This window comes from Chryseobacterium sp. CBSDS_008 (genome assembly GCF_049959325.1).
In the GTDB taxonomy this organism is placed as follows: Bacteria; Bacteroidota; Bacteroidia; order Flavobacteriales; family Weeksellaceae; genus Chryseobacterium.
On sequence record NZ_CP188202.1, the window covers coordinates 4,205,205 to 4,230,622 of the forward strand.

Below are 25,418 nucleotides of genomic sequence, written 5' to 3' on the forward strand. Positions count from 1 at the left end.
AATAATGGCAAAGTTAGAGAATAATAACGAGAATGAGAATAAAAAATCAGTAGCTGAGAACCTAGGTGATCAGGTACAGAAAACTGTCGGAAATGTAGAAGAAAAAGTTCGGGAGACAGTGAAAGAAGCATCTGAGCTGGCTTCAGATGCCATACATCATCCTGTGGAAACAGCTGAAGAGTTTGGAAAGCAGGCGGTGAAAGACGTGACCAGTTATACCTGGTGGGCAAAGCTTCTTTTGATTCTCTTTTGGCTTGGAATTGTTCTGGTTGGAGGTGTGCTTATTGCCATTAATCTTCCGGTTACCAAGCAATGGGCAGCTGATCAGGCATTGAAGCTGGTTAATAACGATTTTAAGTCTGATTTTTCTACAGAAAGTGTAAATGTAAATTATTTCGGGGACGTAACGATAAAAGGGTTAAAAGTAAAAGATTACAAAGGTTTTAATTTTATCACAGCCCGTGAATTCCGTGCAGATTCAGACTGGATGTCTCTGGCGGTGAATGCCATTTCGGGAAACAGTAATTCTTTAAGCTTCAATTCTCTTGCACTTGTCAATGCTGATATAAAAGTGATTACCTATAAAGGAGACAGTATATCCAATTTTGTCAGGTTTGTAGACCTTTTTGATAATGGAAAGAAAAGAGACCCGAATAAACCTCCTTTTCAGCTGAATTCCAGGGTACAGATTATAGATTCCAAAGTTTCCATTGTCAATCAAAACTCTTCAGGAGAACAGGGGAAATGGCTTACTGCAACAAATTTCAATCTAAAAGCACCGAACGTAAAAGTCAACGGACCGAATGTTTCAGCGCTGATCAATAATATGTCATTTGTAACGTCAAGATGGGGGAAATCTCATATTGTAGATACATTTTCAACAGAACTGTCTCTAACGAAGCAGTTTTTATCATTAAAAGACCTTACGCTGAATACAGATCACACTTTACTCCAGGGAGATATTAAGTTTAATCTTCACGACGGATCCTGGGCAGATTTTGCTGACAAGGTACGGTGGGATATGAATATCAAGCAGGGAAGCCAGTTGAGCGGTTACGATATCAGCTATTTTGTAACGAACTGGGATAATATCAAACCGTTCAACCTTGCAGGAACAATGACAGGTCCTCTGAACAAATTCCATCTGGAAAACTTCCTGATCAGAAATCCTGATGTCAATATTGCCACCAAAACAATGAAGGTTGACAACCTGCTGAAAGGAAATTTTGCCATTGAAACGAAAGATCTTTCCACAGATTTTACCTACAAGGATTTAAAAGCCATGATGCCTTCATTTATCTCCAAAAAGATGAAGAATTTTGCAGATGATTTCGGGAAGCTGAAATATAACGGAACCGCAAAAGTAAATCCGGACCAGATCTATGTGGACAGCGGAAATCTAATGACCGGAATAGGGCAGGCTAAAATTTCCAAACTTACCTTAACAGGCTACAGTACCGCAATGCCAAAATATTCCGGATATCTTGATGTGAAAGACCTTAATACGTCTGTCATTACAAAGAATAAAACAGTAGGTTTGATTTCCGGAAAATTTGATGTTAACGGACAAAGCTTTGATGTCAATACTATGCGTCTGACAACTAAATCTCAGATTGCAAGTGTTGAAATTATGGATAAAACGATCAATAATCTGTACCTTGACGGATTATTGGATCATAAAAAATACAACGGTCTTATTACCGTTAATGATGAGCAGGCTAAAGCGAATATTAAAGGATTAATAGATTTCAGTACTTCAAGAGTATCCATGGATGTGAATGCGGATGTCAGTTATCTGAATATGAATTATTTTACCAATAAACCTGGCAGTCAGGTGGTAAGCGGTCAGGTTGAAGGAAAGATGGCTATGTCTTCTATTAATGATCTTACTTTAGATGTCAATGCTAATAATCTGAATTTTGCTACGGCAACTCAAAAATATACGATTCCAAATGCTAAATTAAAGACATTTATAGAAGCAGGAGGACGTGTGATTGATGTGGATGCTCCGGGAGCCGCTACAGGTAAGATTTCGGGAAAATACAGTCTGGCGGATCTTGCCGGGATGGTAGAAAACGGAGTCGGAAAAATATTAGTGGGACCACCACCAAGAAAATTGTACCGTGGGCAGAATTTTGCACTGAAGTTTGACATTCAGCAGGGACTGGTTAATTACTTCTTACCTGAACTGAAAATACCTCAGGGAGCTTTTGTAGAAGGGGAATATGATGGTAACTCAAATAATCTGATCCTGAATCTTGATGCTGCTTCTTTGAAATATATGATGACGAAGGAGAAAGAAATTACAGATGCCGATAAAGCGCTGGCAGCTTCCAATCCCGATTATACAGTTAACGACCGTAAGAATATCAGCAGAGACAGTGCCATGGTGGATAGTGTTAAGGTGAGAATTAACACGGCAGACCTTAATCAGCAATTGTATGCTAAAATCAATAGGATACTCTATAATAAAAATGTAATTAAAGATTTCGAGCTTAAAGGGAATAATGAGAATGGGAATACCCTTCATTTAGCTACCGTATTTAAACATGGAAGTCCTGATGATGAGATTAATGAAAAACTGAAAGAATACGCCATCAATGTAGATCAGTCTACTGATGCGGCGGGAGATTATGTATTCAGGTTTGAGCCTACCGAAGTAAAATTCAATGAAGTGACCTGGGCTATAGATACAAGCCCTGAACTGAATCATTCTATTACATACAGAAGAAAAACAGGAGATTTTGACATTAGAAATCTGAGGGTTTATTCCGATAAAAGTGCTTTGTTTATTAAAGAAGCACAGTTTAAATCAGCAAAAGATTTTTATATAGATGCGGACATCAATGATTTTGCTGTGGAAAAACTGCTGGAAATGCAGTCCGGAGGAAATACTATGGATATAAAAGGTCTTGCTAACGGAAGTGTCAAGATCAAAATGGATAAAAGTACCCTTCAGCCACTGGTAGATCTAAACATTGATGACATTAAGATGAACGGCAATGATATGGGAGATATTTCTATCTCCGCAACGAATGGTTTCTCACTGAATGTTTATGATATTGATGTAAAAGTTCACTCTGCAGGTGTACTTGGAAATAACAGTCTTAACCTCACAGGAACCGTTAATAATAATACATCGTCACCAATTATTGACCTTACCGCAGAAATGCGTGATTTTGATCTGGCATTTACCCAGCAGTTTGTACAGACTGTTTTCGGCAATCTTCGCGGAAAGGCCACAGGAGATCTTAAAATAAACGGTAAGCTTAACAATCTTGACTATAGCGGGGATATTGCTTTAAAAGATTTTGGATTGAAACTTCTGTTTACCGGGGTAGACTATTCATTTGATGATACAGTGATTCAGCTCACCAAAGGACTTGCGATCCTCAACAATATTGAAGTACATGACGGAAGAACCAATTCCAAAGGGAATATTTCCGGGGCGATTCAGTTTGAAACCCTTTCTTCAATGGGGGTATCTCTCGTAATGAGAGCAGACAACCTGCTGATGCTGAATACCACGCAAAAAGATTTTGATCTGTTCTGGGGAAGAGTCTACGGGCAGGGAGATCTGTACGTGGATGGACCTGTTTCAGGATTGAGTATAACAACTCCTAATATGAAGGCGCTTAACGGAAGTACCTTTACCTTTAATTCAAGCTCTACTTCCAATGTGGAAGAATTTAAAATGCTGCGGTTCCTGAAAGAAGGGAAAGATGGGCTGATCACGCTGGAAGAAAAGAAAAAAACAGGAGCCAATATGAATATTGATTTCAATCTGGCAGTAGATAAAGGAACTACCGTAAATGTACTGGTAGGAGATGATGTGGGAAATATTACGGTAAAAGGATCTGCCGATCCGTTAAGATTCCATATGAACAGACAGGGAAATATTTCAATGAACGGGACCTATAAAGTGGATAACGGAACATTTGTTTCTAAAGCGATCCTTAATAAGACGTTCCAGATTGAAAGAAACAGCAGCATCAGATGGGATGGGGATGCGATGAAACCTGCACTGGATATTAATGCCAATTATATAAGAATGGTTTCCAATGCCGGAGAATATCTGAGCATGGGAAAACTGCAGCCAATCAGTATCCTGCTGCAGGCCCACATTACCCAGTCGTTGGTAGACCCTCAGATTGACCTTAATGTAACTGCTATGGATGTATCCAGCCAGGTTAGGGAAACTCTTGCTGCAAAAATGAGCCAGGAAGGAGAGAAGGTTCTGCAGTTCGGATCTGTCCTGTTGTTGAGTACCTTCAATGTATCAAACTCGGGTGGATTCGATGTCAATGTAGGAAATGTTGCAGAATCTTCCGGGTACAATATGCTTCTGAAACAGCTGGGATCTGTTCTGAATACAATGAGTAACGAGTTCCAGATTGACCTTAATTATGTAAAAGGAGACCAGAATTCAAATTTTGGAGACCGGGCCAATGCCGGAGTGAGTGTGGCTCTTTCCCCAAGAGTTAATATCAAAACCGGTTTAGGTATTCCATTATCAAAAACAGATGGTGCCCAAAACAATTATCTTTCCACGGAAGGATCTGTAGAATATGATTTATCTAAAAAGAATGACGGTTCATTGGTGATACGTGCCTATTCCAAGCCTACGAACATCGGAATGGTAAGTACAAACGGTTCTGCAAATCAAGCCTATGGAGGAGGGGTAGTATGGAGTAAAAGCTTCAATTCTTTGTTTAAAAAGAAGAAAAAAGACAAAAAAACTCCTGAAGCAAAAGGTGAAATAAAAACAGATTCTATAAAATCAAATGGTAAATAATTAGAATATTTTAATGATTTTTATCATCTGTGTTAATTATTGTTAATATTTGATATATATTTTTTAGTTAAATTATTTTTCGTAAATTTGCAAAAAATACATAGATTTTTTAAAGAAATTGTAATTTAACTAATATGAACTATCAACTGGACGAAATAGACAAGAAAATTCTTGATTTCTTAGTAGAAAACACAAGAATGCCTTTTACTGAAATTGCAAAGCAGATGGATGTTTCTGCTGGAACAATTCACGTAAGAGTGAAAAAGATGGAAGATGCAGGTATTATTTTGGGATCATCTCTTAACATTGATTATGGTAAGCTGGATTATCACTTTACAGCTTTCATAGGTATCCTGTTGACAAAATCAAACCGTACTCAGGAAGTATTAAAAGAATTGTCAACTATTCCTAACGTAATCGAGGCTAGCGTTATTTCCGGAAAATATAATATTTTCTGTAAAGTAAGAGCTAAGAATACTGATGATGCTAAAAGAATTATTTACCAGATCGATGACATTCAGGATGTAATGAGAACTGAAAGTATGATCTCTATGGAGGAATACTTAAGTGATAAAAACAGACTGATTGACGCAATCTCTGTGTAAGTCAAATTTTTTAAACGAATAATTATAAAAGAACTTATGAAATCTCTCATAAGTTCTTTATTTTTGCAGGTATGGAAGAATACAGCTATTTTGACGAAGACCCGAAGAAAGGATGGGGATTCATACTGGCATTTGCTGCCCTGATGTTGTTTACTGTAATGGGGCTTGGAATAGATGTGGATGAATATCTGCAGCATGAATACCTCGAAATTCCAAGGTGGTACTTCTATGTTATTTTTTCTATTGATCTACTGATGATGATCGGCCTGGTGCTGATGTTTTTCTACAGAAAAATAGGAATTTTTATGTTTCCGGCTTTACTGGTGCTGCATTTCTTTATGCACAACTATTACCTGTCTACATTTCTGTATACGGATGTTACCAATCTTTTTCTGTTTACAGGATTCGGAATGCTTGCCATTATCCCGAAATGGAAGTTTTTTAAATAAAACCTGATTAATTATAAAATAACAAACCGCTTTTAAATTCAATTTAAAAGCGGTTTTTGAATAATTAATAAGGGAAAAACATTATTTGAGTTCCAGCGAATGGAAAACCTTTTGCTTTAAAGGGTTTTCGGACCAATCCTCCCACTCTGCCGTATAGGGATTATACCCGCATTTCAGAGGTTTTGATACATTGAGGCCTTCTTTGTTTTTTTCTGCATTTTCAGTATATGCCCTGCAGTCTGTGCACACATAACGGAACTCACAGTCGCTGCAGATTTGTATACTGTCTTTGGTGAGGTTCCAGTATTTTTTGAAACCCGGTTGATTGGTTGCTTCTTCAAGACTTTGGCTATTGATATTTCCAAAGCTTTCATTCATAAGCGGACAGTTTTTGATGTCACCGTTTTTGTCAATGCCTATCTTTTTATACAGGCATGAATTGTGCTTCATAGCTTCTGTAACTTTAGAAATATTGGTGTTGAAATACTTCAGTTCCACTTTTCCACAGGCAGAAAGTTTCAGGTCATCTTTCAGGAATTGCAGTGAGAATCTGTATTCATTTTTAGCTTTGAAAGGAGTTTTCGCACAATGGTAGAAAATGAGACTGTATATTCTGACCGTGTTTTTTTGAAGGGCCTGTATAAAAGATAGGTTGATTTTCTGATGATATGGTGAAAAAATTTCTATTCCGGATAAGACTGAGGTTTTGAAAGTTTTGTCAATTTCTATACAATTTTTTAAGGTTAAAGGTTTCAGACTATAAATTATCAAATGCTTAATCCCAAGATTTTCAACGGACGGATGTATTTTCTTTATGATCCCAATATCTTCCATTTCGATAAAGAGATTAGTGATGGCACTGGGTTCATGATGCTCATAAGAAAGAGGGGGGAAGTTTCTGTCCCAATCGTTTTCGGTAACAAATCCATATTCTTTTTCCAACAGAAGATTAACATATTCATGAACAATTGATCTGGATTCCTGATCATAATTTTTCATCATATCTTCAATGGAATGGGTTTTCAGCTCTTCTGTAATCTCATATAGTTCCAGGGGATATAGTTCAGATACGTTTCTTTGTAAATCCGAAATGAGAATTCTGCTGGCTCCTTTGGTGATAATGATGGTTGAGAATAAATTAAAGTATTTCATAATAACCGGGTCAATGATTTAATTGGTGTTTCTCTTATATGGAAACTGGTTTGGTATTTTTCACAATCTAAAACATAAATTATATCATTTGGTTTTTTGATTTTCTGATCATTGAAGGGTTCAATATGCTTGAAGGTAAGCGGAAGCTTATTTTTTTCTTTAACTTTAATTTTCATAGGTAATCTGCTATTTCTTTGTCCAATGAATAGTTACAGGTATGAGATAATCCCAGAAACTGCCCAATTGTATTAACTTCTAAAAAATAGAATTTAGCATCCTTTCCTTTGATGAAATCCAATGACCCACAATTAAGATCTAATGCCTGCATCAGAAGCTTAATTTTTTTTTCAATATCAAAGGATAACTTATATGGTATATTCCTGTTAGGCTTTTCTAAATTATATTTTCTGAAATCAGTTTTTGTTTGTTCATCATTTTGAGAGAAAATAGCCATTGAATAGCATTTGCCATTAAGATAAAATGTTCTGATTTCAAATTCTTTATCAATTTTATCCTGAAAGAATGTAATGAAGAACTGTTTTTTTTCTCTTTTTTGTACTGTTGAGGTGTACATTATACCGTTTTGATTTTTAACGATATTATCCAGTATAGGATTTCCACCGATCGTTTTTGTAATGGTTTTATCCAGCGGGACATGATCCGTATTATCTGCCAGAAAATATTTTGGAACTTCTAAACCTGCTTTTATAGCTTCTTCCAATACCAATAATTTATTAATATCACTATTACTTTCTTTATTGATATGTTTTTTAGATTCCAGGCTTACTCGTACATAATCTTCCAACCAATGCTGTACTTCGTTCATATGAGCATTCACAGAAACATTATTATACTGCAGGCGTTTAATCTTTAATCGCCCTCTTCTGTACCATACACTGGTAATTTCATCAAGAAAAAAAGAATTTCTGGTACTTCTTAAAAATATTTTTTTGTTCTCAACTGCAATTTCGAAAACTTCATCTTCATGGATACGGATAAATTTCTTTTTCATCTGAAGGAGCCATTCTATAATTTTATTAGTGGTTCTTTCATTGTTATTGGAAATAATAAGAATCATTTTTTAAAGTAATCTTTTGTGATTTTAGAAGAATGTTTAATACTAGGTAGACCTATTTTTTTTCTTTCCTGATTGGCTTTTATGGTATCCACAATAGCATCATAGCTTAGGTAAATACCATATAGGGTTCCTTCCTTACTGATTTGCAGATTGTGACGGTCTACCATATTAGCATAGTCTTTTGGGATGCAGTCTCCGGATTTTATATATTCCAGCATTTTGGCTTTGAAATAAGAGTATTCTTTTGCATCTGCCATATGGCTGAACAAAGGGTGCATTGGCATAAAAACACCGCCATTTCCTATGAGACCTATTTTTTGAACTGAAGGATAACCATAGTTTTCAAAGGTCCATTTCAACAGTTGTGCATTTATTCTGTCATTTTTTTCCATGAGCTGAGGGTTTCTCCTGCCTTCCGCCTGATCACGGACAAAAGCAATGCTGAAAGAATCTACCAGCCGCCTATTCAACCCTTTTTTCCAGCTTGCAATTCTTTGTCTCACCTCAGTACTGTCAATCCCGTATTTTTGAAACAGACCGAAATAACTTTTTTCCGAACCTTCATAGGGAGCTATTAGAGGGATAAGCTTATATAGACTTTTCTTTCCACCGAAATTCTTTTGATGTTGATCTGCCAGCTTTATATAAGTCTCATATTCTTTAATGCGTTCCTGATTTTTAGGCTTGTATTTTTTAAACAGCTTTCGGTATTGATTTATAGCGTTCTCAGGTTGGTTTGCAATCCGGTAAAGACTATCAATTTCATTCACTCTGTTATAATAAACAATATAATCATTGCTTTTGCAGGAAAGAACGATGAAAATAATAATGAGTAGGTATACCAAAATTGAATTTTGTTTCATCAGACAATCAGTATTTATTGGTTTTGCGATACTCTTATTTGTAAAGGGAGGAAATACTTTCCTCCCCTACATAATTAATTAAGATTAATCTTAGCAGATTTCTAAAGTGGAAGAAAGCTTATGATCAACCCATGTTTCTTTATCATAACAATCTCCATTGTTTGTAGAAACATAATTGATAGCAGTTGAAGCCATTAAACCACCTGTGATTGATTTCAAATCATTTAATTTTTTGTTTTCCAAAGAAGAGAAGTTGCTCTTCATTCCTTTTAACTTTTTCATGTTTGTAATTTTTTGTGTTATGTAAACATTTGTGCCATATAAACCCTGACATGTGGGTGAATAATTTTCATATTTATCATGTACTGTACACATACAATCCAAAGTTGAAAATGTATTCTGTCAACGTTGATGTTTTCAAATCTATACATATTCATATCACTTCAATGGGATAAAATGTGTAAGTGATTTGTTTATTTTTTGTACATATATGCACATGCAGATTGTTCATATATCAATAGGATTAGTGAAATATTTCAAACATTGAAAAGTATAAAGTGAAGTAACAAAATCTAAAGAAAGCCCCTAAGCATAATAGGATGTTGTATAGTAATATATTCTATTGTACAATACAGTGAAATAATTGGAATCAATACTGGAAAGTCAGGTGTTTTTAAACCTGTTTTAAAAGAAATTGCATGCTACAAGAGATATTGTTTGCAAAAAAACAATGGTTTTCAGTCTAAAAGTGGCGCGATTATGCTGTAAACTTTGACAAAAAATACTGATTTTTATATTTGAATTGAAATGAGACCGTTGAATTTCTTCTTTAAACGTTATATGGTTATTTCTTACTAATTATGTAAATGTCGAAAAACCTTTATCATTAATCGGTAAAATATTTGAGGTAAAAATTCCCCTTTAACAGGCAAAATTTAAAAATAGGATAGCTATAATCATGAAACTGGCTGGTATTATAGAGAATATATTATGCTGATTTAACAGGATAAAGGTAATTTTACCGGCCATTTTAAAAAGAAATATAGATTTGAAATTTCCTGATTTTCACGGTTTCAGATTATGAGTTGAGAAAAAAGATCTTAAAAGATCTTATTATCAGGCTTAATGATAACGAGTAAAAAGTGAAGCTCTGAATTGGATGGCTGCCTGGGGCAATTAAAAGTATGATGAATAAAAAAACACGTTAAATATATACTATGAAGCTGATAAAATAATTGTCTCAGAAGCCTCTTATAAATAACCACTACCATAAGCAACTTTACAGCATCAGATTTTAACCAAAACTTAAAAAACATTTACATTAATTATGAACAACTACCAATTTTATAAACAAGAAGGAAATCAATATATTTTTAAAAACCAGCCGGTATTTATAACGGTGCTTTGTATTATTTTTCTCATCATTGCAGGACTGATCTTTAATAATGCAAGAACCGTCAGCTATATTATTATTGCTGTGGCAGCCCTTATTATGATCAATTTCTTCACCAAGAAATTCATTATTGATATGGACCGGAAGACTATCACAGGAAAGCATACGATTTTTGTTCCTGCAAGAACATACCCGATAGAGGATTTCAGGAATTTTCATGTACTGGCGACCAAATATCTCGGTTTTATCACCACAAATGTGGTGTTATCAATTTGTTTTGAGGTTGACGGTAAAGAAAAATACCTTACTATAGGACAGTCAGTTACCCAAAAAGGAATACAGAAAATGGTAAACGAAACAGAAGATATTATGAATGTCAAAGGATCAGATCATGAACGTAATCGACCGTTATAAGTTTAAAGAGAACGGAGGTGAAATAAGCTTTATGCCCAATTATAACTTCCTTCGTACTTTGGTATGGTGGCTGGCATTGGGCGTAATGACTTTTCCTGTTATTATGTATTATGTCAGGGATAAAATATCCGGTGACCAATTCAAAATTGTAATGGGGTTGTGGGCAATTTATATGATCTGCTTCCTGTTTGACCTTTTTTTCAGAATTCCGGTTAAATATATTTTTGATAAGTCAGAGAAGTGCATTTACCGAAAATTATTATTTTCTAGAAAACTCATGAATTTTGATGAAATGACTTATTTTATAAATGATGAAAGAGGTGGATATTATTACTCAATCGGGAAAAAGAGAAATCAGTTTGTAAAAAGCTATAGAATCAGTAATTATTTTTCAGGGTCAAAAGCTTTCGGCAGAAGAGAAGATGAATACATCAAAGAAATATTGTGCCCGGTTCTTATTGCTTTAGGAATTCCTTTGAATCAACCGGAACAATAATAATCAGGGTAAAAACTAATACAATAAAGAATGGATGGTATAACCATTCCCCTCTGCTGGAGGGGTGGCGAAAATTCTTTGAATTTTCGCCGGGGTGGTTTATATACAATAATAAAAAAACCCGGCGGTTTCGAAGAAACCGCCGGGTTTTTGTCTATATAATAACTTATTTTAAGCTAAAATTCTTTTTACAGCTTCTTTCACTGCAGCAGCATCAATTTTATACTTCTTCATCAGTTCAGCAGGGGTTGCAGACTCTCCGAAAGTATCATTTACCGCTACGAATTCCTGTTTTGTAGGTCTTCTTCTTGCAAGCATACCCGCAACAGATTCTCCTAAACCTCCAAGGTAGTTGTGCTCCTCAGCCGTTACAATTTTACCTGTTTTTTCAACAGATTTCAAAATGATCTCTTCATCAAGTGGTTTAATCGTGTGAATGTTGATAACCTCACAAGAAATACCTTCTTTCTCAAGCTCATCAGCAGCTACAAGAGATTCCCATACCAGGTGTCCTGTTGCAACAATCGTTACATCAGTACCTTCCTGAAGCATGATCCCTTTTCCGATCTCAAAAGGCATATCTTCTGGAATGAATACAGGAACTACTGGTCTTCCGAATCTTAAATATACAGGGCCTTCAAAATCTGCAATCGCCAGGGTAGCAGCTTTGGTCTGGTTGTAGTCGCAAGTATTGATCACTGTCATTCCCGGAAGCATCTTCATCATACCGATATCTTCAAGAACCTGGTGAGTTGCTCCATCTTCTCCTAATGTAAGGCCTGCATGAGATGCACAGATCTTTACATTTTTGTTAGAATAGGCGATAGACTGACGGATCTGGTCATATACTCTTGATGTAGAGAAATTTGCAAAAGTTCCTGTAAAAGGAATTTTTCCTGTAATGCTCAGACCTGCGGCAATTCCCATCATGTTAGCTTCTGCAATACCAATCTGAAAAAATCTTTCAGGAGCTTTCTCAATGAATTTCTCCATCTTCAAAGAACCGATAAGGTCTGCACAAAGTGCTACTACATTAGGGTTTTTGTCAGCTAGTTCTGCTAATCCGGCTCCGAATCCTGAACGAGTGTCCTTTTTTTCTGTATATGTATATTTCATTTTACTTAAGTTTTTGATCATTGATAAATGATGGCAGATTAACAATATTATAAAGTTCTAAAGGCATCATTTACCAATAATAATTTATCATTTATAATTAATAATCAGCCGGAGCTTCCAGGTACAATTGCTTGAATGCTGTTTCCAGCTGTTCGTCATTTGGAGCCTTACCATGCCATGCGTGAGATCCCATCATATAATCAACTCCGTAACCCATTTCTGTATGAAGAATGATGGATACCGGTTTTCCTTTTCCTGTTTCTGTTTTTGCTTTCTCAAGGATTGCAATTACCGCTTCAAGATCATTACCATTCTTTTCTTCCAGAACAATCCATCCGAATGCTTCAAGTTTAGCATGAAGATTTCCCAGACTTAATACATCATCTGTATCACCATCGATCTGACGACCGTTATAGTCAATAGTAGAGATAATATTATCTACCTTTTTGCCGGCAGCATACATTAATGCTTCCCAGATCTGACCTTCCTGAAGTTCACCATCTCCGTGAAGAGTGTAAACAAGAGACTGGTCACCATCTACTTTTTTACCCTGGGCAACTCCGAGTGCCACAGAAAGCCCCTGCCCCAGAGATCCTGAAGCGATTCTGATTCCCGGCAGTCCTTCATGAGTAGTAGGGTGTCCCTGTAATCTTGAATCTAGTTTTCTGAAAGTGCTCAGTTCTTCTACAGGGAAGAAACCAAATCTTGCTAAAGTAGAGTAGAATACGGGAGAAATATGCCCGTTTGATAGATAAAAATGATCCTCATTTTTGCCTTCCATTGTGAAAGGAAGCTTATAGTTCATCACTTTTCCATAAAGAGCTGTGAAGAATTCTGTACAGCCTAAGCTTCCGCCCGGGTGTCCTGAATTTACAGCGTGAACCATTCTTAAAATGTCTCTTCTGATCTGTGTGGTAAGAGATTTTAGTTCTTCAATACTTTTACTCATTATATCTGATTTATTTGCATGCGAATTTACAATTTTTTGCCGGCTTATGGAATGCAAAAATCCGGATTTTTACATCCGGATTTTGCATGATTTGAATATTTTACCATTTTTAACAGCCTTCATTAAGATAAACGGAAATTTCAGTAATGATATTATTAACGAACTTAAAGCTTAATAAGGTTCCCGCCTGGCTGTCTTCAATATTGAAATAACCGGAATCTTTAACAGGCTTATCATTTTTATCCGAATCCGGACGTACGCTGAAGTTGGGATAGTTTCTGTAGGCATTAATCAGGTCATCCCGGGTGCTTCCCACACCGATTCCGCTTTTGGTTTTGAATTTTCTGCTTGTCGTCGTCATGTAGGTAATGGATGGGACACTGGGATTGGCCTCATTGATGTAATTATCAAAAAGGTCAATCTGAATGGTTTCCCCATTATACCTGACTAAATTTTTTTTCTCTCCGTTAGAGTTAGCCAGTTTTGTTCCTGCAATTTTTTCAGCCTCAACCTTTGGCATAAACACTTTAAACGGCCCGATTCTTAATGTTGATACTTCAAAGTTCTCCTGAGCATTCATACAGCTGAATGTTAATACAAATACAAAAATTTGAATAATTTTTTTCATAGTTTTTAATTTTTGTTTTTTTATTTTATCCGTGTCAAAGATATTGAAATACTGCAGGTGTTTATTTAATAATAAGAAAAAAAATAAGTCGGATTATTTTGATTTTATTACTTTATTTAAGCGGATTCTTGTTGTTTCTTTAAAATTATATCCGTTTTTTTATTCCTTCATATCAATAATTTGGATAAATTTAATTAAATTTATAATTCAATATTATTTGATTTATTTCCTAGGGCTGAATGTTTTCAGTCTCTGATTTTAATAATTGAGCACATAAAAATTACATACCATTATATATGAAAATTAAACAATTATTTTACTTGGGGATATTCATTATATCCATTTCTTCAGGGAAAGCACAGGATTTTTTTACTGTGATCAGCGAAAGATCCATTAAAGCGGACCCTAAAAACAGGACAGTTCAGCCGGAAAAATCAATGACCTGCACATTGGATGTGGCTGGAATGAAAAGCTATTTTAATTCTGTTCCGGAGTTAAAAGACAGTGACCGTAAAGACAACGCTCCAATCATTGTACTGCCAATGCCGGACGGTACAAAAGCAAAATTCAGAATCTGGAAATCTTCGGTGATGGCTCCGGGATTAGCCAGTCAGTTTCCTCAGATTGTTACTTTTACGGGCCAGGGGATTGATGATAAGTATGCTACAATAAAAATGGATTTTACCGAGCTGGGATTCCATGCGCAGATAAAGTCTGTGGTAGCGGGAGATACCTATATTGATCCTTATGCAAAACAAGATATTAACCATTATATCATTTACAGAAAAAGTGATTTAATTGATAAAAATCCAAGAACTTGCGGACTGAAAAATGATGATGCTACGCTTGAAAAAAAAAGCGAACAAAAGACCGTTTCCCCAAGCGTAGGAGGCCAAATTAGAGTTTTCAGACTTGCCGTAGCATGTACAGGGGAATATGCAGTAGCAGCAACAGGTACAGCGACGCCTACCGTTGCACAAACGCTTTCAGCAATTGTAACCTCCGTAAACAGAGTAAATGGAGTGTATGAGCAGGAAGTGGCTTCAAGATTGATATTAGTAGCTAATGAGGTAAATGTAGTTTTTACAAATGCTGCTACAGATCCATTTAACGGCAATAATAATGCGAATACGCTGATTAATGAAAGCCAGACCCAGATTGATTTACTGATAGGAAATGCGAATTATGATATCGGCCATACCTTCAGTACCGGTGGTGGCGGGCTGGCGGGATTAGGAGTAATCTGTAATACAACAAATAAAGGAAGAGGAATCACCGGCTCACCGAATCCTGTTGGAGATCCTTACGATATTGATTATGTAGCCCATGAAGTGGGACATCAGTTTGGAGGTCCGCATACATTTAATGCAATTACAGGTAACTGTAGTGGTAACCGGAGTGCAGCCAATGCTGTAGAGCCGGGAAGTGGAATTACCATTATGGCTTATGCAGGAATTTGTGGAAGTACAAATAATCTGGCTGCTAACAGTATTCCTACTTTCCATACCAAATCATTCCAGTCTATCACGACGAAAGTACAGTCAACAACATGCCAGGTTACACTTCCTGTTAATAATTTCGCTCCAACTGTAAATGCAGGCGGTGATTATACCATCCCTAAGAGTACACCGTTCAGACTGGAAGGTTCTGCTACTGATATAGATAACAATCCGCTGACGTACAGCTGGGAACAGAATGATGTAGGCCCTGCAGGTGACTGGAATGCTCCAACATTAAATGCACCCCTGTTCAGATCATTTATACCGGTAACCGTTCCTTACCGATATTTTCCGAAAATTACAGATGTAATCAATGGTACGGTGTCTAAAGGCGAAATTTTACCATCGTATGCAAGAACGATGGAGTTCAGACTGACTGTAAGAGATAATAACGCAGGCTGTGCAGGAGTATCTAATGATGATGCTATTATTACCGTTGATGGAAATTCCGGACCTTTCAATGTGACAGCACCCGTTACTGCTGTAAACTGGGCAGGTAATTCTACTCAGACCATTACATGGGATGTAGCAAACACCACTGCCTTCCCCGTGAATTGCGCTACTGTCAATATTTACCTTTCAACAGATGGCGGGCTTACTTATCCTACAGTGATCCTGGCCTCCACTCCGAATGATGGTTCTGAAACCATTACCATTCCTAATGTAAATACGACACAGGCCAGAATTATGGTGGCTGCAGAGACAAATGTTTTCTACAACATTAATCCTGTTAACTTTACCATTACGCAGACATTGGGTGTAAATGAAACAGCAGGAAATAAAGATGTATTTGCTGTATATCCTAACCCAAGTAAAGGATTACTGAATGTTCAATTTACCAATTCAAACGAAGCATATGATATTACCGTATACGATATAAGCGGAAGATTGGTATTCAGCCAGGCAAACAACAAAGTGAGCCATGATAAAACAGGTACTTTTGACTTATCTTATTTGGTTAAAGGTGACTATCTGATCAAAGTTAAATCTAAAAAATTTGAGAAAACAATCAAATGGATTAAAGAATAAACTATTTCATTGATTCTAATAAAAAATGCTGTCTTCAATTGAGGACAGCATTTTATTTTTTATAGAGGTTAAACTATTCTTAAATGTTGCTTGTTTTTTACCAGCCACAAACCAATAAAGGTGAGCAATCCGTTCAGGACAATCAGTTCTACACCAATTTTGTAATCTGTGTAAGTGGTAACAGCAAGATTGATTAAATAAGTCAATACCGGTGCTAAAAGGGTAACCGCAAGAATAGCATATTTTCTTGAAATCTGGAACTTGGTGAAAATTCCAAAAGCAAACAGTCCTAAAAGCGGTCCATAAGTATATCCTGCAATTTCCATGATCAGATAAACAATAGATTTGTCATTTAATGCTTTGAAAACCATGATCAGGATAAAGAAAACTACAGTGAAAGTTAAATGTACTTTCATACGGAGGCGTTTCTTTTCTTTTTCTGTTTTGGTTTTATCCTCATTAAGATTTAATAAATCCACACAATATGAGCTTGTAACAGCTGTTAAGGCTCCGTCAGCTGAAGGGAATAGCGCTGAAATTAATCCGATGATGAAAATAACGGAAATGGCCATCGGGAAATATCCCTGAAGTGATAAGGCCGGGAAAAGGTCATCTCCCATGACGTTTTTAATATTTCCGGCTGTATCTTTAAATCCGAAGATATGGGTTACAGTTTCAGCTTTTATCGTTCCATATTCTGCTCCATGCTGTAATGCAAAAAGGTATAATAATCCTCCCAGGAATAAAAAGGCAAGGTTCACAATAAGAAGTGTTCCTGCAAAAGTCAGCATGTTTTTCTTTGAATTCTGAAGATTATCCACAGAGATGTTTTTCTGCATCATTTCCTGATCCAATCCTGTCATGGCAATCGTAATAAAAATTCCTCCCAGAATCGTCTTCAGGAAAAAGGTCTTGGAATTCGGATCCAAATTGATGAAATGCGTATAGTTTTTCTGTTCCAGAATGGTATAAGCCTCACCAAACGACAGATTCAGGTTGGATAAAATATAAACGATACACGCCACAAGACTGATGATCATGAAAGAAGTCTGCAGCGTATCTGTGATGACAATGGTTTTTACGCCTCCTTCAAAAGTGTACAGAAGTACCATCAGCAAAAGGACAAGAGAAGTTACCCAAAACGGAACTCCCAAACCTTCAAGTAAAAATATCTGTAAAACATTCACGACCAGGTATAATCTTGCCGTAGCACCAATTGCCCTTGAAATAATAAAAAAGATGGAGCCGATTTTATGAGCCTCCACGTTGAATCTTTTTCCCAGATAGGTATAAATAGATGTCAGATTCATCTTATAGTAGAGTGGGAGCAATATTGCTGCCACAATAAAATACCCGATGAAGAACCCGATCACCATCATATAGTACTCAAAACCTCCATAGATGTATTCCGAGCCTGTCATTTTTCCCACAGTTCCCGGAACTGAAATAAAGGTAACTCCGCTTAAGCTGGTTCCTATCATCCCGAATGCTACGAGCCACCATTTACTCTTTTTGTTACCGATAAAAAATGACTGGTTATCAGAATTCCGGCTGGTGAAATAAGAAATCACCAACAGGCCGATAAAATAGATGAAAACAAATAGCAAAAGGATAGTTCCTGGATTCATGCTTGATTTTTAAATTTTAGCAAATATATAAAAAAGATCAGTCGGGGATCATGAATTTGAAATACTGTTAGCTTCGGAACCAATTATAGCTATTCATTTACTTGAAGTCTGTAATTTATACGAAAATAAAAATCCTTCCGGAACGATCTCCGGAAGGATTATATTGTAAGGGTGAAAATAGTGGTTAATTCACTAAAACATCCTGAAGCTCCTCACTTTTCTGGAAACTTGCCTTAGCGAAAGGACAGAGGGGAATAATCTTTTTCCCGTTCTTTCTGGCAAAATCCACTGCTGCCAGAAGCATTTCCTTGCCTACACCTTTTCCGTTGTAAGCCTCTTCCACCTCAGTGTGGTCTATAATAAATCTTTCTTCTCCTGCCCAGGTGTACGTCATTATTCCTGCACGTTTTCCATCTGTGAAAGCTTCAAAACTTCCGTGTTTCTCGTCGTTGTTTTGTTTTACTTCGATCATGTTATGAGAATTTAGTTAGTATTTCTATATCGTTGGTTAATATTTTATGAACAGGGCATGCATCAGCAATGGTGTGCAGTCTTTTTCTCTGCTCATCATCCAGAATTCCTTCAAAGCTGATATCTCTTTTGAAGATGGCTCTTTTTGTTAATGGGAAATTTTCAAGCTCTACATCTACATGGATGTTTTCCACATCCCATTCCTTTCTTTCAATATACATTCTCAATGTAGCAGCTGTACAGCTTGCCAGTGACGTTGCCAGAATTTCCATTGGGTTAAGACCTTTGTTCTGTCCGCCTTTATCAATCGGTTCATCAGTAATGATCTGATTTTCGCCGGCTGTTACTTGTGTATAATATTTTGTTTTTCCTAAACTTGCTTTTACCGTTACCGCCATTATTTTTCTGTATTGAATTTATAACTTAATGCACCAGAAGGGCATTGATCTATCTGTTTTCTAAGCTCTTCCGGACTTGCATTCTCTGCTTTTATCCAAGGTCTTTCTTTAGGGTTGTATACTTTTGGAAGTAATTTTACGCATACAGCCGAGTGGATACACTTTTGGGGCTGCCAGATAACAGTGGTTTCGCCGTTGGGATATTCGTGTGTTTCCATATCAGTTTTCTTTTAATGTTTTTTCGATTCTTCTGTCCGGAATCAGCCATATGAGAGCCACGATATAATAAAAACCTATGGCAATATAAGGATAAAAAAATGAAGTGGCGATCCCCAGAATATAAAATACAAGCGATATATATTCTTTAAATTTTGAATGAATAGCTTCTTTAAGTTTGGAATCTTCACCTTCCTGCCGGAGAATCAGGTTCTCTAAAATAGTGTAGGCTGCTGCAGACATGCTGAGACAGATCCCATAAGCTGCCACCGGATTCTGGGCAAAATGAGTGGTTCCAATCCATTCTGTAGCAACCGGCATCAGCGAAAGCCAGAACAGCAGGTGAAGATTGGCCCAGAGAATGCTTCCATTCACCTTTTTTACAGCCTGAAACAGATGATGGTGATTGTTCCAGTAGATTCCTACATAAATAAAGCTGAAAATATAAGCGAGAAATCTGGGCAGAAGAGGCTTGAGGCTGGCCCAGCTATTGCCCTCCGGCACTTTCAGTTCAAGTACCATAATGGTGATAATAATAGCAAGAACACCATCACTGAAGGCTTCTAGTCTTCCTTTAGTCATTTGTTTTAACCTGGTTTTTGAAGTTCTGTATTTTGCTTTTCAGGTCATTCAGCATATCAGGATTGATGACTCCGCTTTCCATGTCAAAGTTTTCATAGAATTTTGGCAGTGAAAAGGTATCCTTGATATCTGCAGCAAACTGCGGGAAAAATGTCTTTGCTGTATTCATTACATTTCCTCCTCCATAACCTCCGGGAGAAGTGCTCATCAAAAACATGGGCTTATTCTGAAATACTTTTACATTGATCCTTGAAGACCAGTCAAAAACATTTTTAAAAGCTGCGCTGTAAGAACGGTTGTGCTCGGCAAGAGAGCAGATGATCACATCACATTCTTCAATAACTTTTAAAAACTGATGCGCTTCATCGGGAAACCCTTTCTTTTCAAGGTCTACAGAGAAAACGGGCATGGTAAAATCGTTGAGGTCAATCAGATTGATTTCTTCATCCTGAAAATCTTTCAGAACAAATTTTACCAGTTCCCTGTTGATCGAAGTGGAAGATGTACTTCCTGCAAATGCTAATATTTTCATGTGCTGAAAATTATTTTCTGTTTAAAATAGCCTTAGGAAGCGGAACGTATTCATTTTCATCGCCTGGAACCAAAGGAAACGCTTCGTGATTCTGATCATTCCAGTTTACTTTGGCCTGATCAATTAATTCTTTATCCGAGTTAACAAAATTCCAGAATATAAAACGTTCCTCATCGAATGGCTCACCACCGAAAAGATAAACCGTTCCGTTTTCGCTCATATCAAACTCACAAAGCTTGGTGTCTTTAGCGATCATCAGCTGTTTTGAACCATAAGAGTTTCCGTCTGTAGTCACTGTTCCGTCCAGCACATACATGGCTGCTTCTCCATAAAGATCTTTTCCGATACTTATTTTCTTGGCGTCTTTTGTTTTGATCTCCAGAAAAAATAGCTTGCTGTGTACCGGGACCGGAGATGTTCGCCCGAATGCCTCACCGGCAATTAATTTATACTGAATACCTTCTTCCTCCCAAACCGGAATCTCGTCTTCTTCGATATGATGAAAAGTTGGTTCCGACTGCTCAAGGTGCTTAGGAAGACCCACCCAGATCTGGAATCCATGTAGCCTTTTATCACTGTGTCTTAAATATTCTGGTGTCCTTTCTGAATGTACAACTCCTTTTCCGGCGGTCATCCAGTTCACGGCACCCGGTTTTATTTCAACAGCACTTCCGATACTGTCTCTGTGGAAAATAGAACCTTCCAGCAGGTAAGTTAAGGTAGATAAGCCGATATGCGGGTGCGGAGGGACATCAAGATTCTGATAATCCTTCAATTCCGAAGGCCCCATATGATCGATAAAAACGAAAGGGCCAACCGCTCTTTTTTCACGGAATGGGAGGAGTCTTCCTACCAGGAAATTTCCGATATCTGCTGCTTTTTCTTCAATAATAAGTCCGATATTTGACATGATAATGTACTACTTTTTAAGATATTGTTATTTAAAATCAATTGGTAAGTTCTGATGAAGGTTAAAGTTTATCGTAGCCTTCAAATCTCTCATCAACAATACGTTTCCATTCAGGATGTTTCCTGATAAAAGCGAAAACATAGGGACAGAACGGAAGAAGCTTTTTCCCACTTTCTTCTATTTCGAATCTTTTTTCGGCTTTTACAAGAGGTATATTTTCAAATTCTGGTTTCATATATTTTTATGCTAAGGGTATTTGTTTCTGTAAAGATGGTATTTCTTGAAATAACAGTTAAACCTTATAGGTTTCTAAAACCTATAAGGTTTGCCATTATATAAAGTTAATAAAAAAGGAGTACTTTAAGATTAAGATACATTTAAATCTTTTAATCTTCCAGATATCCGAATTTTCCGGTATTAAAATCCTCGAAAGCCTGCATGATTTCTTCTCTGGAATTCATCACAAAAGGTCCGTGAGGGTAAATAGGTTCGTTGATAGGTTCACCGCTGATGATCAAAACAACAGCATCTTCTTTTGCTTCGATAGTGAATGTTTCCCCTTCGTTTTTAAACAGAGCAAAATGATCTGCCTTAACTGTTTCTTCCCCGTTAATGATAATGCTTCCTTCAATAACCAAAGCTGCAGTGTTGAAATGGGCGGGAAAATTGAAGTCTGCTTTTCCGCCTGCCTTAAGCTTTGCATTCATCATATGAACCGGTGTGAATGTACTGGCAGGTCCTTTATGCCCATCATACTCTCCGGCAATCACTTCTACAAAACCATTTTCACCCAGATCCACTCTTTCCATTGCAGCGTTTCCAATAGCCTGGTATTTCGGGCAGCTCATTTTATCTTTTGCAGGAAGGTTCACCCAAAGCTGCACCATCTGGAAAATACCTCCTTCTTTTGCCCATTCCGTTTCATGATATTCTTTATGAAGAACCCCTTTGGCAGCAGTCATCCACTGAACATCACCTTCTCCGATGATCCCGCCGCCTCCGGCACTGTCATGATGTTCTACTTTTCCGCTATATGCTATGGTTACCGTTTCAAAACCTCTGTGCGGGTGAACTCCCACGCCTCTTGGTCTGTCTGATCCATTGAAATGAAATTTCGAATTGTAATCCAGCATAATAAACGGATCCATTCTTTTCATATCCAATCCAGGGACTCCCGGAATGAAATTGTGAACCCTGAACCCATCGCCTACAAAGTGTGCAGGTCTTGGAGATACTACGATTTCTATTTTTTTAGTTGCCATCACATTGTTGATTTATGTAAACAAAATTACCATACTTATATGCGAAAAGCATTGATCTGTGTTAAGTTCGTAGGTAGAACAGAAAGTAGAAATGGTAAGATGCAGATAGGCAAAACTTATGAATGATATGCATTATCTTTATTTATTTTCAGGAAAATAATCTCCAAAATGAAATAAAAAATGAATATTGAAAGGTTTGAGCGCTAATTGACGATTCTGCCTGTTTTCCTGCCTATTCATCTTTCGATTTCATATTCTTTCCATCTGAAATATGCAGTCTTCTGAACACAAATCCTGATAAAATCGTTAAGATGCCCACAGTGAGAAAAGTGAGCCGAAAGGCATTGTGGATTTCTCCTCTGATCAGATCTGTATTTTCAAACAGCTTTAAAACAATAAGGCCAAAGGCAATTCCAAAACCGATTGCTAATTGTTGATTGACTGAGATTAAAGAGTTTCCGCTGCTCGTCTGAAAATTTCGGAGATCGGCAATGGAAATGGTGTTCATAGAAGTGAACTGTATAGAGTTGAAAAAACCCAATACTGCAATAATAGGAATAAACCAATATAAAGAGGTGTGTATATTGGGAATAGCAAGTAGGCAGATCAGTGTTCCGATGATGAAGGTATTCACCATTAAAGTCTGGCGATAACCGTATTTATCTAAGATTTTAATGACAGATGATTTCCCGAAAATGGCGGTCAGAGCCATAGGTGCTATAATCCAGCCTGATGTTACTGCAGATTGTTTGTAGGCGATCTGAATCATCAGTGGAAGCAATAACGGCACAGAGCTTATTCCTAATCTGGTGGCAAGGTTTCCTACAATGCCCACACGGAAAGTTCTTACCTGAAAGAGATTTAACGGGAAGATAGGATTTCCTCCTCTTTTTGCATGCTTGTAATAATAGTACAGGAACAGGAAACCCATGATGAATACAAGTAAAACCGGAGTTATATTCTGCATATCTCCGAAAAGTTCCAGTGAGACAGAAAGCAGGAGGGAAGCTGCAGCAAAGATTAAGAAGCCTTTTAAATCAAAATCCACATCATCGGATTTATAATTAGGCATGAATTTTAATCCCAGTAGAATTCCCAAAACACCAATTGGTATATTGATCAGGAATATCCAGTGCCAGGAAAGGTAATCTACCATATAGCCTCCGACTAATGGCCCCAGTACAGGTCCGATAAGGGCAGGAATAATGGCAAAGTTCATCGCCTTGAGAAGTTCATTTTTATCAAATGTTTTAATGAGCGCCAGTTTTCCAACGGGAGTCATCAGGCTTCCTCCGACGCCCTGGATAACCCTTGAAATAACCAGATGCGTGAGATTTTGAGACAAGGAACAAAACAGGGAACCTAAACTGAACAGTACCAATGAAAAGATGAATATTTTTTTGGTCCCGAACCGGTCTGCCAGAAATCCGCTGGCCGGCATAAAAACAGCTAATGTCAGTACATAACTGATAATGGCATTCTGCATATTAAGAGGAGACTCGTGCAGGTCTTTTGCAATGGAAGGCAGGGAAGTATTCAGTATAGTTGAATCCAGCATCTGCATAAAGATAGCGGTAGCCAGAATCAGGGGTAATATTTTTTTTATGGATGTCTGCTGTGTGGTTGCTTCTGTCATTTGATATAGGCTGGGCAGTATAAAAACTTCCAGACTTATTTTTTTATTTGAAGAATCCTGCTTGCTTTAAGCAGGCTGATCTTTAGATAAAGAAATCCATATAAAATTAAAAAAGTCCTGCGAAATTTCACAGGACTTTTTGATTTATTTTCTAGGTTTTTCTACGCCTTTCCATTCATCACCCGCTTTTCTGTACTGGCTTAAAATGAAAGTTTTGAAATCCTTTGTTTTGTATTCGATATTATCGGTATTCTGCTCAAACGGCATAATGTAATAGTATTCAATATCCGTTTTATCAGATTTGTTTCCTTTTTTTACAGAAGGAACATATTTTGAAAATTTATAGCTTGGAAGATATTGTTTCAATCTTGTGTAGAAAGCTTTGTCTTCTTTTTCGTTAGGGATGATATCCACAATGTTCAGATCCTCTTTTTTCTTGTCAATCCAAAGGTAATAAGTCTTCTCTTCCCCTATATTCCTATTGAATGAATTGAAAGCAAATAATTCTTTCGGTACAAGCTCCTTTATTTTTTCCGGATCAACTTTAGTGTAGTACTGGCCTTTTGAAGGATCTACATACGTCTCAAGGTTATACATTAAAACAGAATTGTTTTCAAATTTTTTATTTTTAAAATATTGATTTAAAGATAATTCTGCAGTTGCTCTCAATTCTTTACCTCTGTCATCCAGCTTTTTTGTAGGATTCTGTGGATTTACATATTTTACAAACTGATATAAAACGACAGGTTTTATATCTTTTAAGTGAGGATAAGTTTTCAGCTGCTCTGCCTTTACAAGCCAATAGTATTGTTGATAATAGTCATCTTTATCTTGATCTTTCACACTTTTATAAGCCAAAGCAAGCTTCTTTGAATTCAGATATTTGCCGTATTTTCCCTGTCCAAAAGCAAAACTTATGAATAATAAGGCAAATAAAACAGTAAGGTTTCTTCTCATTTTTTTATAATTGATATTTTCGTTTTCCAAATATAATTATTTATTAGATATTATTTTTGATTGTGAGTTAAATTATGCTATATTGTTACTGTTAATTCAAGAAAAAATCCTGTATTGCTACAGGATTGATAAATTATAACTGAGGGAGTTAAAGGTTTCAATGAGAAAAATGTAAATGTCAACAGCGAATTATTATGGTAAATAATTGAAAAACAAACGCAATGGGCGCAAAGGTTTATCTTTAATCTTATATATTTCGTTCGCAAAGTCACTTCATTCAGCGAGGGCATTAGTTTAGTGTATTGCTAAGTGAAATGCCATTGCGATCGTTCTCAAAAATTAATAAATAGCTTAGCGGAC

24 protein-coding genes are annotated in these 25,418 nt (G+C 36.7%); 6 read left to right on the forward strand and 18 right to left on the reverse strand.

Annotated features, from left to right (window positions below; genetic code table 11):
• Window positions 1-4: 4 nt before the first annotated feature.
• From ACP3T3_RS19105 to ACP3T3_RS19115, 3 genes are all read left to right on the forward strand, one after another.
• Window positions 5-4,795, forward strand: a complete 4,791-nt coding sequence (locus tag ACP3T3_RS19105) for a translocation/assembly module TamB (RefSeq protein WP_426477325.1) — start codon at window positions 5-7, stop codon at window positions 4,793-4,795.
• A 134-nt stretch (window positions 4,796-4,929) separates the two neighbouring features.
• A complete protein-coding gene (locus ACP3T3_RS19110) occupies window positions 4,930-5,400 on the forward strand; it encodes an Lrp/AsnC family transcriptional regulator (RefSeq protein ID WP_100075360.1) in 471 nt (156 codons plus the stop codon).
• Between the two features lie 71 nt (window positions 5,401-5,471).
• Window positions 5,472-5,849: a hypothetical protein gene (locus ACP3T3_RS19115; protein WP_426477326.1), complete on the forward strand. Its 378-nt coding sequence runs from the start codon at window positions 5,472-5,474 to the stop codon at window positions 5,847-5,849.
• A gap of 81 nt (window positions 5,850-5,930) precedes the next feature.
• Here ACP3T3_RS19115 and gwsS read toward each other — a convergent pair whose 3' ends face one another.
• The 4 genes from gwsS to ACP3T3_RS19135 all read right to left on the reverse strand — a co-directional run bounded on the left by gwsS (window position 5,931) and on the right by ACP3T3_RS19135 (window position 9,224).
• Window positions 5,931-7,001 carry a grasp-with-spasm system SPASM domain peptide maturase gene (gwsS, locus tag ACP3T3_RS19120; RefSeq protein ID WP_426477327.1) on the reverse strand — a complete coding sequence of 357 codons (1,071 nt, stop codon included), beginning with the start codon at window positions 6,999-7,001 and terminating at the stop codon, window positions 5,931-5,933.
• 172 nt (window positions 7,002-7,173) lie between these two features.
• A complete protein-coding gene (gwsG, locus tag ACP3T3_RS19125) occupies window positions 7,174-8,079 on the reverse strand; it encodes a grasp-with-spasm system ATP-grasp peptide maturase (RefSeq protein WP_426477328.1) in 906 nt (301 codons plus the stop codon).
• Window positions 8,076-8,942 carry a hypothetical protein gene (locus ACP3T3_RS19130; protein WP_426477329.1) on the reverse strand — a complete coding sequence of 289 codons (867 nt, stop codon included), beginning with the start codon at window positions 8,940-8,942 and terminating at the stop codon, window positions 8,076-8,078. The genes gwsG and ACP3T3_RS19130 overlap by 4 nt, the downstream gene beginning before the upstream one ends.
• 90 nt (window positions 8,943-9,032) lie before the next feature.
• Complete coding sequence (locus ACP3T3_RS19135; RefSeq protein WP_426477330.1) at window positions 9,033-9,224, reverse strand: TIGR04139 family peptide modification target; 192 nt, start codon at window positions 9,222-9,224, stop codon at window positions 9,033-9,035.
• Window positions 9,225-10,269: 1,045 nt separating this feature from the next.
• Between ACP3T3_RS19135 and ACP3T3_RS19140 the strand changes: the two genes are divergently transcribed.
• Window positions 10,270-10,749, forward strand: coding sequence for a hypothetical protein (locus tag ACP3T3_RS19140; RefSeq protein WP_426477331.1), 480 nt, complete (start codon window positions 10,270-10,272; stop codon window positions 10,747-10,749).
• Window positions 10,709-11,245, forward strand: coding sequence for a hypothetical protein (locus ACP3T3_RS19145; RefSeq protein ID WP_426477332.1), 537 nt, complete (start codon window positions 10,709-10,711; stop codon window positions 11,243-11,245). Before ACP3T3_RS19140 ends, ACP3T3_RS19145 begins: the two co-directional genes overlap by 41 nt.
• A gap of 171 nt (window positions 11,246-11,416) precedes the next feature.
• Here ACP3T3_RS19145 and ACP3T3_RS19150 read toward each other — a convergent pair whose 3' ends face one another.
• The 3 genes from ACP3T3_RS19150 to ACP3T3_RS19160 form a co-directional block, all read right to left on the reverse strand.
• Window positions 11,417-12,361 carry a transketolase family protein gene (locus ACP3T3_RS19150; protein WP_213278207.1) on the reverse strand — a complete coding sequence of 315 codons (945 nt, stop codon included), beginning with the start codon at window positions 12,359-12,361 and terminating at the stop codon, window positions 11,417-11,419.
• Window positions 12,362-12,458: 97 nt separating this feature from the next.
• Window positions 12,459-13,310, reverse strand: coding sequence for a transketolase (locus ACP3T3_RS19155; protein WP_426477333.1), 852 nt, complete (start codon window positions 13,308-13,310; stop codon window positions 12,459-12,461).
• 109 nt (window positions 13,311-13,419) lie between these two features.
• A complete protein-coding gene (locus ACP3T3_RS19160; protein WP_426477334.1) occupies window positions 13,420-13,938 on the reverse strand; it encodes a hypothetical protein in 519 nt (172 codons plus the stop codon).
• A 296-nt stretch (window positions 13,939-14,234) separates the two neighbouring features.
• Here ACP3T3_RS19160 and ACP3T3_RS19165 point away from each other — a divergent pair, with 296 nt between their 5' ends.
• Window positions 14,235-16,466 carry a reprolysin-like metallopeptidase gene (locus ACP3T3_RS19165; RefSeq protein WP_426477335.1) on the forward strand — a complete coding sequence of 744 codons (2,232 nt, stop codon included), beginning with the start codon at window positions 14,235-14,237 and terminating at the stop codon, window positions 16,464-16,466.
• Between the two features lie 68 nt (window positions 16,467-16,534).
• Here ACP3T3_RS19165 and ACP3T3_RS19170 read toward each other — a convergent pair whose 3' ends face one another.
• The 11 genes from ACP3T3_RS19170 to ACP3T3_RS19220 form a co-directional block, all read right to left on the reverse strand.
• Complete coding sequence (locus ACP3T3_RS19170; protein ID WP_426477336.1) at window positions 16,535-18,094, reverse strand: sodium:solute symporter; 1,560 nt, start codon at window positions 18,092-18,094, stop codon at window positions 16,535-16,537.
• 184 nt (window positions 18,095-18,278) lie between these two features.
• Window positions 18,279-18,566 (reverse strand): GNAT family N-acetyltransferase, encoded by a 288-nt coding sequence (locus ACP3T3_RS19175; protein WP_426477337.1) that lies wholly within the window; start codon window positions 18,564-18,566, stop codon window positions 18,279-18,281.
• A 1-nt stretch (window position 18,567) separates the two neighbouring features.
• Window positions 18,568-18,963, reverse strand: a complete 396-nt coding sequence (locus tag ACP3T3_RS19180) for an OsmC family protein (protein WP_426477338.1) — start codon at window positions 18,961-18,963, stop codon at window positions 18,568-18,570.
• Window positions 18,963-19,181, reverse strand: a complete 219-nt coding sequence (locus ACP3T3_RS19185; protein WP_426477339.1) for a (4Fe-4S)-binding protein — start codon at window positions 19,179-19,181, stop codon at window positions 18,963-18,965. The genes ACP3T3_RS19180 and ACP3T3_RS19185 overlap by 1 nt, the downstream gene beginning before the upstream one ends.
• Window position 19,182: 1 nt before the next feature.
• Window positions 19,183-19,761: a TMEM175 family protein gene (locus tag ACP3T3_RS19190; protein ID WP_426477340.1), complete on the reverse strand. Its 579-nt coding sequence runs from the start codon at window positions 19,759-19,761 to the stop codon at window positions 19,183-19,185.
• Window positions 19,754-20,293: an NADPH-dependent FMN reductase gene (locus tag ACP3T3_RS19195; RefSeq protein ID WP_426477341.1), complete on the reverse strand. Its 540-nt coding sequence runs from the start codon at window positions 20,291-20,293 to the stop codon at window positions 19,754-19,756. The genes ACP3T3_RS19190 and ACP3T3_RS19195 overlap by 8 nt, the downstream gene beginning before the upstream one ends.
• A 10-nt stretch (window positions 20,294-20,303) precedes the next feature.
• Window positions 20,304-21,203, reverse strand: coding sequence for a pirin family protein (locus ACP3T3_RS19200; protein WP_426477342.1), 900 nt, complete (start codon window positions 21,201-21,203; stop codon window positions 20,304-20,306).
• A 61-nt stretch (window positions 21,204-21,264) separates the two neighbouring features.
• Entirely contained in the window at window positions 21,265-21,438 is a 174-nt protein-coding gene (locus ACP3T3_RS19205; protein WP_426477343.1) for a GNAT family N-acetyltransferase, read from the reverse strand.
• Window positions 21,439-21,589: 151 nt separating this feature from the next.
• A complete protein-coding gene (locus ACP3T3_RS19210) occupies window positions 21,590-22,465 on the reverse strand; it encodes a pirin family protein (protein WP_426477344.1) in 876 nt (291 codons plus the stop codon).
• A gap of 232 nt (window positions 22,466-22,697) precedes the next feature.
• Window positions 22,698-24,101, reverse strand: coding sequence for an MFS transporter (locus ACP3T3_RS19215; RefSeq protein WP_426477345.1), 1,404 nt, complete (start codon window positions 24,099-24,101; stop codon window positions 22,698-22,700).
• Between the two features lie 144 nt (window positions 24,102-24,245).
• Complete coding sequence (locus ACP3T3_RS19220) at window positions 24,246-25,088, reverse strand: hypothetical protein (RefSeq protein ID WP_426477346.1); 843 nt, start codon at window positions 25,086-25,088, stop codon at window positions 24,246-24,248.
• Window positions 25,089-25,418 lie beyond the last annotated feature (330 nt).